11 protein-coding genes are annotated in these 12461 nt (G+C 71.9%); 5 read left to right on the top strand and 6 right to left on the bottom strand.

Going from position 1 to position 12461, the window contains the following annotated elements; genetic code table 11:
- Window positions 1-15 precede the first annotated feature (15 nt).
- Window positions 16-1056 carry an ABC transporter substrate-binding protein gene (locus tag ACWEPF_RS01700; protein WP_452170963.1) on the top strand — a complete coding sequence of 347 codons (1041 nt, stop codon included), beginning with the start codon at window positions 16-18 and terminating at the stop codon, window positions 1054-1056.
- Window positions 1057-1080: 24 nt separating this feature from the next.
- Here ACWEPF_RS01700 and ACWEPF_RS01695 read toward each other — a convergent pair whose 3' ends face one another.
- Together ACWEPF_RS01695 and ACWEPF_RS01690 are read right to left on the bottom strand one after the other, a co-directional pair.
- Window positions 1081-1992 (bottom strand): sucrase ferredoxin, encoded by a 912-nt coding sequence (locus tag ACWEPF_RS01695; protein ID WP_452170962.1) that lies wholly within the window; start codon window positions 1990-1992, stop codon window positions 1081-1083.
- A 162-nt stretch (window positions 1993-2154) separates the two neighbouring features.
- Window positions 2155-4608 carry a DNA gyrase/topoisomerase IV subunit A gene (locus tag ACWEPF_RS01690; RefSeq protein ID WP_452170961.1) on the bottom strand — a complete coding sequence of 818 codons (2454 nt, stop codon included), beginning with the start codon at window positions 4606-4608 and terminating at the stop codon, window positions 2155-2157.
- A gap of 266 nt (window positions 4609-4874) precedes the next feature.
- Here ACWEPF_RS01690 and ACWEPF_RS01685 point away from each other — a divergent pair, with 266 nt between their 5' ends.
- From ACWEPF_RS01685 to ACWEPF_RS01675, 3 genes are all read left to right on the top strand, one after another.
- Complete coding sequence (locus ACWEPF_RS01685) at window positions 4875-6221, top strand: M16 family metallopeptidase (RefSeq protein WP_452170960.1); 1347 nt, start codon at window positions 4875-4877, stop codon at window positions 6219-6221.
- Window positions 6218-7603, top strand: a complete 1386-nt coding sequence (locus ACWEPF_RS01680) for a M16 family metallopeptidase (RefSeq protein WP_452170959.1) — start codon at window positions 6218-6220, stop codon at window positions 7601-7603. The genes ACWEPF_RS01685 and ACWEPF_RS01680 overlap by 4 nt, the downstream gene beginning before the upstream one ends.
- A 299-nt stretch (window positions 7604-7902) precedes the next feature.
- Window positions 7903-9096, top strand: a complete 1194-nt coding sequence (locus ACWEPF_RS01675) for an RtcB family protein (RefSeq protein ID WP_345284489.1) — start codon at window positions 7903-7905, stop codon at window positions 9094-9096.
- A gap of 4 nt (window positions 9097-9100) precedes the next feature.
- Here ACWEPF_RS01675 and ACWEPF_RS01670 read toward each other — a convergent pair whose 3' ends face one another.
- The 3 genes from ACWEPF_RS01670 to ACWEPF_RS01660 form a co-directional block, all read right to left on the bottom strand.
- The gene (locus ACWEPF_RS01670) at window positions 9101-9880 is read right to left on the bottom strand and encodes a hypothetical protein (RefSeq protein WP_452170958.1); all 780 of its coding nucleotides are present in this window, start codon (window positions 9878-9880) and stop codon (window positions 9101-9103) included.
- Between the two features lie 107 nt (window positions 9881-9987).
- Entirely contained in the window at window positions 9988-10302 is a 315-nt protein-coding gene (locus ACWEPF_RS01665) for a branched-chain amino acid transporter permease (protein WP_452170957.1), read from the bottom strand.
- The gene (locus ACWEPF_RS01660) at window positions 10292-11026 is read right to left on the bottom strand and encodes an AzlC family ABC transporter permease (protein WP_452170956.1); all 735 of its coding nucleotides are present in this window, start codon (window positions 11024-11026) and stop codon (window positions 10292-10294) included. The genes ACWEPF_RS01665 and ACWEPF_RS01660 overlap by 11 nt, the downstream gene beginning before the upstream one ends.
- 79 nt (window positions 11027-11105) lie before the next feature.
- Between ACWEPF_RS01660 and ACWEPF_RS01655 the strand changes: the two genes are divergently transcribed.
- On the top strand, window positions 11106-12026 hold the full coding sequence (locus tag ACWEPF_RS01655; RefSeq protein ID WP_380149859.1) for a glutaminase: 921 nt from the start codon (window positions 11106-11108) through the stop codon (window positions 12024-12026).
- Window positions 12027-12090: 64 nt separating this feature from the next.
- Here the strand turns inward: ACWEPF_RS01655 and ACWEPF_RS01650 are convergent, their stop codons facing one another.
- Complete coding sequence (locus tag ACWEPF_RS01650) at window positions 12091-12369, bottom strand: HPr family phosphocarrier protein (RefSeq protein WP_380149860.1); 279 nt, start codon at window positions 12367-12369, stop codon at window positions 12091-12093.
- Between the last annotated feature and the right edge of the window lie 92 nt (window positions 12370-12461).

Genomic DNA, 12461 nt, shown 5'->3' with positions numbered 1-12461 from the left:
GAAAGGCACCCACCCGTGCGCAGAACCGCTCTCCTCGCCGCCGCCCTGCTGCTCACCCTCACCGCCTGCGCCAACGAGGCCTCCTCCTCGCACAGCGCCGGCTCCGGTCCGGTGGTCGAGGGCCCCAAGGTCAAGATCATGGTCGGCGGGCTGGACAAGGTGATCTACCTGCCCGCCATGCTCACCCAGCGGCTCGGCCACTTCGCCGAGGCCGGGGTCAACGTCGAACTCCTCACCGAGCCCGCCGGGGTGAACGCCACCACCGCGCTGCTCGCCGGGGACGTGCAGGGCGCCGTCGGCTTCTACGACCACACCATCGACCTCCAGGCCAAGGGCAAGGAGGTGCAGTCGGTGGTCCAGTTCTCCCAGGCGCCCGGGGAGGTCGAGGTGGTCTCGGCCAAGCAGGCCGGGGCGATCCGCAGCGGCGCCGACTTCAAGGGCAAGAAGCTCGGCGTCACCAGCATCGGCTCCTCCACCGACTTCCTCACCAAGTACCTGGCCGTCAAGAACGGCGTCGCGGTCAGCGAGTTCAGCCCGATCGCGGTCGGCGCCGGGCAGACCTTCATCGCCGCCATGCAGCAGGGCTCGATCGACGCCGGGATGACCACCGACCCGACCGTGGCCAACGTCCTGGCCAAGCAGATCGGCACCGTGCTCTACGACATGCGCACCCCCGAGGGCTCGCGCGCCGCCCTCGGCGGCCTCTACCCCTCCTCCTCGCTCTACATGAACACCGCCTGGGTCCAGCAGAACAAGGAGACCGTGCAGAAGCTGGCGAACGCCTTCGTGAAGACCCTCACGTGGATGAACACCCACACCCCCGAGGAGATCGCCGCCAAGATGCCCGCCGACTACGCCCAGGGCGGCGCCGAGCAGTACGCGGCGGCGATCAAGGCCACCCTGCCGATGTTTACCACCGACGGGGTGATGCCGCCGGAGGGGCCGAAGACGGTGCTCGCGGTGCTCGGCGCCTTCCACCCGGACGTCCAGGGCAAGGAGGCGTCGATCGACCTGGCCCGTACCTACACCACGGAGTTCGTCTCCAAGGCCGGCTGAGGGCCGGACGGGGGCAGACGGGTGTCAGCCGAGGTCGGCCAGGGCGGTCAGCGAGGTGACGTCCATCCGGGACGGCGTGGCCGCGGCCTTGCCGCAGCTCTCCGCCCGGGGCGGCTCGCTCACCCCCGCCGTCACCTCGGCCCGCCAGGCCCGGCCGTTCTGGTGACGGACCGTCACCCGCCAGCCCTCGCCGTCCCGCTCCTGGTCCACCGTCAGGGCGTCGGCGGCGCTCTCGCCGGTCAGCAGCCGCACCGCCTGCTCGGCGGCCTGGCCCGGCCGGTCCCAGCACGAGCGGCCGCGCGAGAACTCCGGCACCACGTGGCCGACGGCGGTGGCCGCCAGCACCTCCTTGGCGGCCGTGGGGCTCAGCCGCCCGTACGCGTAGCCGAACGGGAGCACCAGCATGGTGGGGGAGAAGCGGTGCCCGCCCAGGTGGGTCACCTCCCACACCTCCGCGTGGCCGGCCGCGGCCAGCTCGGCCGCCAGCGGACGGCCGAGCAGCGCGCAGCACCGGTCCCGGCGGCCGTTGGTGCACACCAGGGCCAGCGGGTCGCCGCGGTGCTCGGCGCCGAAGCCGCCGTGCTCGCCCGCCCCCAGCGCGGCGAAGTCCAGGGCGAGCAGCTCCGCCGGATCGGCCACGCCGGTGCGGCGCACCCAGGAGCGGCCCGGAGCGGTGTGCGCGAGGACCACCTCGTGCCGGGCGGTCCCCAGGCGGTCCGCGTGCCGGCCGGGCCGCCGGATCAGTGCCACCCGGACCCCGGTGCCCGCGGCCGCCGCGTCCAGCGCCCGGCCGACCGCCGGGTCCAGGTGACTCTCCGTCAGGGCCTTCGCGCCCCAGGGGCCGGCCTGTTCCACCAGCAGCCAGGTCGCCGCGGTGGCCGCCGTCGCGGACAGCGGCTCGGTCAGTTCGCGGGACAGCGTCGCACAAGTGCTCACGCCGGTAAGGCTACCCTTCCCCGCCCCCCGGCCGCAGTGAGTACGAACTTGTTCCGTCGGATCCCGGCGGCGACGACGGGAGGGCGGCACCGGTGATCCGGTACCGCCCTCCCGTTCGCGTCAGACCGTCGGCCCGCTCGGCCCGTCGGCCCCCTCGACCCCTCAGGCCGTCGGCCCGCTCACCGCGGCGACGGTGCCGGTGACCGGGGTGCCCGAGCCGTCGCGGCGCGGATCGCGCTCCGGGAGGTCGACCGGAGCGCCGTTGGCGGTGCAGGCACGGGCCGGGGCCGGGCCGGCCCAGGCGAAGGCCAGGCCGTCCTCGCCGCGGAGGAAGCGCTGCACCCGGACGCCGCCGGTGGCGCGCCCCTTGCGCGGGTAGAGCTCGAAGGGCGTGACCTTCCAACTGCTGTGCTCCGAACCGGAGAGCGTGCCCGAGGCGGCGGCCACCGAGACCACCACCGCGTCCGCCGCCGGGTCCACCGCGGTGAAGGAGAGCACCCGGGCGCCGTCGGCGAGCTTGACGCCCGCCATGCCGCCCGCCGGGCGGCCCTGCGGGCGGACCTGGCCGGCCGGGTAGCGCAGCAGCTGGGCGTCCGAGGTCATGAAGACCAGATCCTCCTCGCCGGTGCGCAGCTCCACCGCACCGACCACCTCGTCGCCGTCCTTGAGCGCGATGACCTCGAACTCGTCCTTGTTGGCGGGCCACTCGGGCACCACCCGCTTCACCACGCCCTGCACCGTGCCCAGCGCCAGACCCGGCGAGGACTCGTCCAGCGTGGTCAGCGCGATCACCCGCTCACCGTCGTCCAGGCGGAGGAACTCGCCCACCGCCGCACCCCCGGCCAGCGAGAACGACGGCGAGGGCGGCAGCGCCGGCAGGTCGATCACCGGCAGCCGCAGCACCCGCCCGGCCGTCGTCACCGCCCCGACGTCGGCCCGCGCGGTGGCCGGCACCGCCGACACCACCACGTCCTGCTTGGAGCGCGTCTCGGAGAACTCCACCGGCTCGCCGTCCGCCGTCCGGGCCAGCAGGCCCGTCGCCGACAGCAGCACCCGGCACGGATCGTCCGCGACCTCCAGCGGCACCGCCAGCGAGGCGGCCGGGGCCGCCCCGGCCTCCAGCAGCACGGTGCGCCGCTCGGTGCCGAACTGCTTCGCCACCGCCGCGAGTTCACCCGAGACCACACTGCGCAGCCTGCTGTCCGAGTCCAGGATCTCGGTCAGCTCCGCGATCTCCGTCAGCAGCTTGGCCTGCTCGTCCTCCAGCTCCACCCGGTCGAAGCGGGTGAGGCGGCGCAGCGGGGTGTCCAGGATGTACGCGGTCTGCGTCTCCGACAGCGAGAAGCGCTCGATCAGCCGCTCCTTCGCCTGGGTCGCGTTGTCGCTGGAGCGGATGATCGCGATGACCTCGTCGATGTCCACCAGCGCGACCAGCAGGCCCTCGACCAGGTGCAGCCGCTCCTGCCGCTTGCGGCGGCGGAAGTCGCTGCGCCGCCGGACCACCGTGAACCGGTGGTCGACGTAGACCTCCAGCAGCTCCTTCAGGCCCAGCGTCAACGGCTGGCCGTCCACCAGCGCCACGTTGTTGATGCCGAAGGTCTCCTCCATCGGCGTCAGCTTGTAGAGCTGCTCCAGCAGCGCCTCGGGAACGAAACCGTTCTTCACCTCGATGACCAGGCGCAGACCGTGCTCACGGTCCGTCAGGTCCTTGACGTCGGCGATGCCCTGGAGCTTCTTGGCGCCGACCAGGTCCTTGATCTTGCCGATCACCTTCTCCGGGCCGACGCTGAACGGCAGCTCGGTGACCACGATGCCCTTGCGACGGGCCGTCACCGCCTCGATCGAGACCGTCGCCCGGATCTTGAAGGTGCCGCGGCCCGACTCGTACGCGTCCCGGATGCCCGACAGGCCGACGATCCGCCCGCCGGTCGGCAGGTCCGGGCCCGGCACGAAGCGCATCAGCGTCTCGAGGTCCGCCTGCGGGTGCTTGATCAGGTGCCGGGCGGCGGCCACCACCTCCGCCAGGTTGTGCGGCGGCATGTTGGTCGCCATGCCGACCGCGATGCCGGTGGCGCCGTTCACCAGCAGGTTCGGGAACGCCGACGGCAGGACCGTCGGTTCCTGCTCGCTGCCGTCGTAGTTCGGCCCGAACTCGACGGTGTCCTCGTGGATCGACTCCACCATCGCCATCGAGGCGGCCGTCAGCCGCGACTCGGTGTACCGCATCGCGGCCGGCGGGTCGTCGTTCCCCAGCGAACCGAAGTTCCCGTGACCGTCGATCAGCGGCAGCCGCATCGAGAACGGCTGCGCCATCCGGACCACGGAGTCGTAGATCGAGGCGTCGCCGTGCGGGTGCAGACGGCCCATCACCTCGCCCACCACACGGGCGCACTTGACGTGCGCGCGGTCCGGGCGCAGGCCCATCTCGTTGGCCTGGTACAGGATCCGGCGGTGCACCGGCTTCAGGCCGTCGCGCGCGTCGGGCAGGGCGCGGGAGTAGATGACCGAGTAGGCGTACTCCAGGAAGGAGCCCTGCATCTCGTCCACCACGTCCACGTCGAGGATGCGCTCCTCGTAGTCTCCGGGCGGCGGGGTGGGCGAACTGCGGCGGGCCATCGCGGCTTGGCTCCCTTGCGTCTCTGACGGTACTTCGGTAAACGTCCGGGCTCGGCGCCGGGGTACGGCGCCCCCCATTGTGAACCCTAAGGCTGACAGCCCCAGTCAACCCCCTCCCCCCTGACGCCGCGTCCGCCCGTGGCGAACGCACCGTTGGCGCGGGCACAACCGGACGCGCCGTGCGTTGCACCAGAATGAGGAACGGCATCCCTGCCACCCGGACCAGCCGTCCGGCCGCGACCGACCGAAGACGGGAAGGACCCAGCATGGCCAACCCGGCCCCCGCCTCCACCCGAGGACTCGCCATCACCGAGCACCGCCTGGCCAACGGCCTGCGCGTGGTGCTCTCCGAGGACCACCTCACCCCGGTGACCGCCGTCTGCCTCTGGTACGACGTCGGCTCCCGCCACGAGGTGAAGGGGCGCACCGGCCTGGCCCACCTCTTCGAGCACCTGATGTTCCAGGGCTCCGCCAACGTCTCCAACAACGGCCACTTCGAACTGGTCCAGGGCGCCGGCGGCTCGCTCAACGGCACCACCAGCTTCGAGCGCACCAACTACTTCGAGACCATGCCCGCCCACCAACTGGAGCTCGCGCTCTGGCTGGAGGCCGACCGGATGGGCTCCCTGCTGGCCGCCCTCGACGACACCTCGATGGAGAACCAGCGCGACGTCGTCAAGAACGAACGCCGCCAGCGCTACGACAACGTGCCCTACGGCACCGCCTTCGAGAAGCTCACCGCACTCTCCTTCCCCGACGGCCACCCGTACCACCACACCCCGATCGGCTCCATGGCCGACCTGGACGCCGCCACGCTGGAGGACGCCCGCGCGTTCTTCCGCACCTACTACGCGCCCAACAACGCGGTGCTCTCCATCGTCGGCGACCTCGACCCCGAGCAGACCATCGCCTGGGTCGAGAAGTACTTCGGCACCATCCCCGCCCACGACGGCAAGCAGCCCCCGCGCGACGGCACCCTGCCCGAGGTGATCGGCGCCGAGGTCCGCGAGCTGATCCGCGAGGACGTCCCCTCCCGCGCCCTGATGGCCGCCTACCGCCTGCCGCACGACGGCACCCGCGAGGCCGACGCCGCCGACCTGGCGCTCACCATCCTCGGCTCCGGCGAGTCCAGCCGGCTCTACAACCGGCTGGTCCGCCGCGACCGCACCGCCGTCTCGGCCGGCTTCGGCCTGCTCCGCCTGGCCGGCGCCCCCTCGCTCGGCTGGCTCGACGTCAAGACCTCCGGCGACGCCACCATCGCCCAGATCGAGACCGCCGTCGACGAGGAGCTCGCCCGCTTCGCCGCCGAGGGTCCCACCGCCGAGGAGCTCGAGCGGGCCCAGGCCCAGATCGAGCGCGAATGGCTCGACCGCCTCACCACCGTGGCCGGCCGCGCCGACGAACTCTGCCGCTACGCGGTCCTGTTCGGCGACCCCAAGCTGCTCAACGAGGCGCTCGGCAAGGTCCTCGACGTCACCGCCGAGGAGGTCAAGGCCGTGGCCGCCGCCCGCCTTCGGCCCGACAACCGCGCCGTGCTGGTCTACGAACCCACCGCGGGCGACTCCGACGACGCTGCCGCTGACGACACCCAGGACGAGGAGGCGGCGGCATGACCGACCCCACCCCCACCATGACCTTCCACCCCAAGCCGACCGCCGGCGACCCGAGCCCGTGGGCCTTCCCGGCCCCCGAGCGGTCCGTCCTCGGCAACGGCCTCACGGTGCTGGACTGCCACCGCCCCGGCCAGCAACTGGTCGCCGTGGAGATCCAGTTGGACGCCCCGCTGGCCGCCGAACCCGACGGCCTCGACGGCATCGCCAACATCCTCGCCCGCGCCCTCAGCGAGGGCACCGACACCCTCACCGCCGAGCAGTTCGCCGGCGAGCTCGAGCGGGCCGGCGCCACCCTGGACGCCCACGCCGACCACCCCGGCATCCGGGTCTCCCTCGAAGTCCCCGCCTCCCGCCTGGAGCGCGGCCTCAGCCTGGTCGCCGACGCCCTGCGCGCCCCCGCCCTCCCCGAGGACGAGATCGAGCGCCTGGTCGCCAACCGCCTCGACGAGATCCAGCACGAGCAGGCCAACCCGGCCCGCCGCGCCGCCAAGGCCCTCTACGCCGAGCTCTTCGAGGAGGCCGACCGCCTCTCCCGCCCGCGCAGCGGCACCGCCGACACGGTCAAGAACATCACCCGGGCCGCCGTCCACGCCTTCTACGCCGCGCACGTCCGCCCCTCCACCGCCACCGCGGTCGTGGTCGGCGACCTCACCGGCATCGACCTCCCCGCCCTGCTGGAGGCCACCCTCGGCCAGTGGACCGGCACCGCCGTCGAGCCCAGCGCGCACGCCGCCGTCACCGCCGACGACACCGGACGGGTCGTCATCGTCGACCGGCCCGGATCGGTCCAGACCCAGCTGCTCATCGGCCGGATCGGCCCCGACCGCCACTCCGCCGACTGGGCCGCCCAGATCCTCGGCACCTACTGCCTCGGCGGCACCCTCACCTCCCGCCTGGACCGCGTCCTGCGCGAGGAGAAGGGCTACACCTACGGCGTCCGGTCCTTCGCCCAGCCGCTGCGCTCCAACGCGGCCGGCACCGGCCGCTCCCTGCTCGCCATCAGCGGCTCGGTGGACACCGCCTCCACCGCCCCCGCCCTGGCCGACACCTGGACCATCCTGCGCACCCTCGCCGCCGAGGGCCTCACCGACGCCGAGCGCGACGAGGCCGTGCAGTTCCTGGTCGGGGTCGCCCCGCTCAAGTTCGAGACGGCCGGATCGGTGGCCGCCACCCTGGCCGACCAGGTCGAGCAGTACCTGCCCGACGACTACCAGGCTGAGGTCTACCGGCAGCTCGCCGCCCTCGGCACCGACGCCGCCACCTCGGCCGTCGTCGCCGCCTTCCCGCCGGACCGGCTGGTCACCGTGCTGGTCGGCGACGCCTCCGCGTTCGCGGACGCGGTGCGGGAGTTGGGGATCGGCGAGGTCACCGTGGTGAGCTGACGCACCGTCGGCACGCGGCCCGGTGGAGCCCTTTCGGCTCCGCCGGGCCGTTTTTTATTTCGTTGTGCCGCTGTCGGTGGCTGTGGCTAGATTGCTCCCGTCGCCACACGGGCGGCCATCGAGCACGGGAGAGGAGGCGGTCACCATGCGGGTCGAGCGACGAACTGGCTCCCCGAGGCCGTACTTCCCCTGTGCGGCTCTCTGAGCCCTCTCGGTCTTCCCCGAGCCACGCCGGAAGCTTCGCGTGGCAGTTCGTTCTCCTTACGCTTGAACCAGCCGACCCGTGGAGGTCGTTCACCATGTCGTACACCGAAGTACCCGGCATCCGCGTCCCGATCCGGATGTGGACCAACCCCTCGACGGTCGAGGGCGCCGCGATGCAGCAGCTCCGCAACATCAGCTCCCTCCCGTGGCTGCACGGCCTCGCCGTGATGCCGGACGTGCACCTCGGGAAGGGCGCCACGGTCGGGTCCGTCATCGCCATGAAGGGCGCGGTCTGCCCGGCGGCGGTCGGCGTCGACATCGGGTGCGGGATGAGCGCGGTGAAGACCTCGCTCACGAAGAAGGACCTGCCCGACGACCTGTCGCGGCTGCGCTCGAAGATCGAGCAGGCCATCCCGGTGGGGCGTGGGCTGCACTCGGATCCGATCGATCCGGGCAAGCTCCACGGCTTCGCCACGGCGGGCTGGGACGACTTCTGGCAGCGCTTCGACGGGGTCGCTCCTGAGGTGAAGTGGCGGCGCGAGCGGGCCATGCAGCAGATGGGGACGCTCGGCAGCGGAAATCACTACCTCGAACTGCTGTTCGATACCGAGGGGTCGATCTGGCTGACGCTGCACTCCGGGTCGCGGAACATCGGCAAGGAGCTGGCGGAGCATCACATGGGCGTCGCCCGTGGACTTCCGCACAACCAGGGACTGGTCGACCGTGACCTGGCGGTCTTCATCTCGGACACTCCGCAGATGGCGGCCTACCGTTCGGACCTGTTCTGGGCGCAGGAGTACGCCAAGTACAACCGTGCGCTGATGATGGCCCTGTTCAAGGACGTCGTCCGGCGGGAGCTGCCGAAGGCGAAGGTCGCGTTCGAGCCGGAGATCAGCTGCCACCACAACTACGTGGCGGAGGAGCAGTACGACGGCGTCGACCTGCTGGTCACCCGCAAGGGCGCGATCCGGGCCGGCGGCGGAGAGTACGGGATCATCCCGGGCTCGATGGGCACCAGTTCGTACATCGTCCGCGGCCTCGGCAACGCGGCGGCGTTCAACTCGGCCTCGCACGGCGCGGGTCGGAAGATGAGCCGGACGGCGGCGAAGAAGAAGTTCACCGCGCAGGACCTGGCGGACCAGACCAAGGGCGTCGAGTGCCGCAAGGACAGCGGCGTGGTGGACGAGATCCCGGGCGCCTACAAGTCCATCGAGAAGGTGATGGACCAGCAGCGCGACCTCGTCGAGGTGGTGGCTCAGCTCAAGCAGCTCATCTGCGTGAAGGGTTGACGGATCAGGCCAGGGGGCGCGGGAAGCGCACCCTGGCCTTTTTCGGTCCTTGGACGCGCCAGCGGCGCATCTGGCAGCTCTGGACCGTGCGGTTCAGCAGGACGGCGGCCTCCGCCGGGTCCGCTGTGGCGAGGAGGAGTTCGGTCTCCTCGTCGGTCCAGGAGCGACGACTGATCTTCCGCACACTGGCAGGCCGGATCCAACTCGTCACCTGATGTGCCGACTCGAGCTTCCTCGGCAGGGCCAGGCAACCCGGGTAGTAGAGGTCGTCGGTGATCGCGACGGCATCCTCTCGCGTGATGCAGATGTTGTAGATGTCGTCACGGGAGTTGCGGTTGATGATGCGTCGGAGGCCGGTGATCCGCTCGGCGTACGCCCCGAAGTGAGCGGCGATCACATCGCTCTTGGTGGTGAGACCGATGAACGGCAGGTCCCTCCCGGTACGGCCCAGTGAGCCATCAGCGTCCACCAAGCCGCGCAGGTAGTCGCGTTCGGAGTGTGGCACCGTGGGCGGAGCTATGGTGTCGGACTTCCGGCCGGGTGGTAGGCCGAGCGCCTGGAGCGTCTCGCGGAACTCGCGGGCGCAGACCGTCCATGCGACCGAGGTGTGTTCGGCGGCGAAGTTGGTGCTGCGGGTGCGGTACCTGATCGAGCTGTAGTAGGGGCAGAGCCGCTGGAACTCCTCAAGGAGTGGGGCGTCGCGCGCGGAGATCTCCACAGTGAGGCGGCCCCTGTTGCGGCTTTCCAGGCGGAGGTGCCCGTCCGCCTGAAGGAAGCCGAACATGTAGGCGTGCTCGGGGCGTTCGAGGTCGAAGGCCGATGATGTGCGTCGTTCCTGAAATCGGCTCGGACCATCCGATCGGATGGATTTGCTAAAGGCGATTTGTCCGCTCAGCCGAGCTGGAGCGCCGTCATGTAGACCGCCGTGCCCGCCAGGACGCTCAGCAGGGCGCTGCGCCGCCAGAGTTGGAGGCCGACCGTGGTGGTCAGGCCGGCGGCGGCGGGGAGGGCGGTGGCGGCGGTGGTGCCGTGGAGGGTGTAGACGGCGAGGATGACCATCACGCCGGCGGGCATGGCGGTGGAGAGGTAGGTGAGGAAGGGGGAGTCGCGGAGGCGGCCCAGCAGGAGGAAGGGGGCGGCGCGGAGGGCGAGGGTGACGGCGAGCATCACCAGGAGGCCGGTCAGGAGGTAGCGGTCACTGGGCACGGCGGCGGCTCCTGAGGGTGTGGCGGACGGCGAGGGCGGCGACGTAGAGGCCGAGGGCGACGGCCAGCAGTTGGTCGGGGGCGATCAGCAGGGCGGTCAGGGCGGAGAGCAGTCCGAGGACCGGGCCGGGGACGTCGCGGGTGGCGCGGTAGCCCTCGACGGCGAGGACCGCGATCAGGGCGGTGAGGGTGAAATCCAGTCCCTCCAGACCGGCCGGGAGGGCGGAGCCGAGCAGGGCGCCGAGCAGACCGCCCGTCACCCAGTAGGCCTGGCAGAGGGCCTGGATGCCGAGCACGTAGCCCGAGGAGAGCGTCTCGGCCGGCTTGGTGGCGGTGAGGGCGTAGGCCTCGTCGGTCAGCGAGTAGATGCTGTAGGCCTTGCCGAGCCGGCCCCGGACGCGGTGCAGCGGGAAGGAGAGCCCGTAGAAGACGTGCCGGAAGTTGACCAGGAAGGTCGTCATGGCGAGCGAGGCGAGCGGGGTGACGGCGATCAGCAGGCCGATGGCCAGGAACTCCACCGAGCCGGCGTAGATCAGCACCGAGAAGAGCGGGGCCCACCACCAGGCGTAGCCGCTCTGGGTGAGCAGCACGCCGAAGGCCAGCCCGAGCGGGAAGATCCCGATGCCCACGCCGAGGGTGTCCCGGAGGGCGGCGCGGGGCGGGACGAGCGGCGGGACGAGCGGCGGTGCGGGCAGTGGTGCGGGTGGCGGGGCGGTGGCGGTCATCCCGGCACCGTAGGCGGTCCAGCCGTCCGAATGCGAACGGCATTTCGACTGGTGGGACGGGTGCTCGCACAATGGCCGGGTGGACTACCAGCAGCTCTTGCACCAGGCGATGGCGACCGCGCTGAGCGCGCCCGAGCGCGGCCGGCCGGCTGACTACATCCCGGCCCTGGCGGCGGTCGACCCGACGGCGTTCGGCATGGCGATCGCGACGGTGGACGGTGAGGTGTACGGCGCGGGGGACTGGGAGACGCCGTTCTCGGTGCAGAGCGTCTCCAAGCTGTTCACCCTGGCGCTGGCCCTCGCCGAGGGCGGGGAGGACGGCGACGCGCTGTGGCGGCGGGTCGGCCGGGAGCCCTCGGGCAATCCGTTCAACTCGCTGGTGCAGCTGGAGACGGAGCAGGGCATCCCGCGCAACCCGTTCATCAACGCCGGCGCCCTGGTGGTGACGGACCGTCTGCTGGAGCTGACCGGGGACGCGGTCGGTGCGGTGCGGGACTTCCTGCGGGCGGAGTCGGGCAACGAGGCGATCGAGGTGGACGACGCGGTGGCCGCCTCGGAGGCCCGGCACGGGCACCGGAACGCGGCGCTGGCGCACTTCATCGCCAGCTACGGCAACCTGCGCAACCCGGTGGAGAGCGTGCTGGCGCACTACTACGCGCACTGTGCGATGACCGCGAGCTGCCGGGACCTGGCGCTGGTGGGGCGGTTCCTGGCCCGGCACGGGGTGCGGGCGGACGGCTCGCGGCTGCTGAGCCGGAGCGAGGCGAAGCGGGTGAACGCGGTGCTGCTCACCTGCGGCACGTACGACGCGGCGGGGGAGTTCGCCTTCCGGGTCGGGCTGCCGGGCAAGAGCGGGGTCGGCGGCGGGATCCTGGCGGTGCTGCCGGGGCGCGGGGCGGTCTGCGTGTGGAGCCCGGGGCTGGACCAGGCGGGGAACTCGGTGCTGGGCGTGGCGGCGCTGGACGCGCTGACCACCGCCACGGGGTGGTCCGTGTTCTGAGGTCCGGGCGCACGGAAGGGGCGCGCCGCCGGCTGACCGGTGGCGCGCCCCTTCGGATGGTGCGTCAGGCGGCGGGGAGCTCGTCCAGGCCCTCCTGGACCAGCTTCGCCAGGCGGTCCAGCGCCTCGTCCGCGCCCTCGGCGTCGGAGGCCAGGACGACCGGGTCGCCGCCCTGGGCGCCGAGGCCCAGCAGCGCCAGCATGGAGGCGGCGTTGACCGGGTTGCCGCCCTCCTTGGCGATGGTGACGGGCACGCCCACGGCGGTCGCCGCCCGGACGAAGACGGAGGCGGGACGGGCGTGCAGGCCCTCGGCCCAACCGATGGTGACGCGGCGCTCAGCCATGTGACGTGCCTTTCAGGTGGTGCTGGTGGAGCTGGGTTGTCTAGACCAGTGTCGCATGCAAACGGCGAGGTCGCGCCGGTGCGGGACTCTTT

The organism is Kitasatospora sp. NPDC004289, from assembly GCF_053602875.1.
Note: the sequence above shows the minus strand (reverse complement) of the source record. Positions and strands in the feature narration are given on the sequence as shown.

What these genes read in the sequence shown, in the direction of transcription:
- ACWEPF_RS01650 (WP_380149860.1), bottom strand. Translation starts at nt 12,369, where the DNA reads ATGGCTGAGCGCCGCGTCACCATCGGTTGGGCCGAGGGCCTGCACGCC.
- ACWEPF_RS01670 (WP_452170958.1), bottom strand. Translation starts at nt 9,880, where the DNA reads ATGTTCGGCTTCCTTCAGGCGGACGGGCACCTCCGCCTGGAAAGCCGC.
- ACWEPF_RS01660 (WP_452170956.1), bottom strand. Translation starts at nt 11,026, where the DNA reads ATGACCGCCACCGCCCCGCCACCCGCACCACTGCCCGCACCGCCGCTC.
- ACWEPF_RS01690 (WP_452170961.1), bottom strand. Translation starts at nt 4,608, where the DNA reads ATGGCCCGCCGCAGTTCGCCCACCCCGCCGCCCGGAGACTACGAGGAG.
- ACWEPF_RS01680 (WP_452170959.1), top strand. Translation starts at nt 6,218, where the DNA reads ATGACCGACCCCACCCCCACCATGACCTTCCACCCCAAGCCGACCGCC.
- ACWEPF_RS01685 (WP_452170960.1), top strand. Translation starts at nt 4,875, where the DNA reads ATGGCCAACCCGGCCCCCGCCTCCACCCGAGGACTCGCCATCACCGAG.
- ACWEPF_RS01675 (WP_345284489.1), top strand. Translation starts at nt 7,903, where the DNA reads ATGTCGTACACCGAAGTACCCGGCATCCGCGTCCCGATCCGGATGTGG.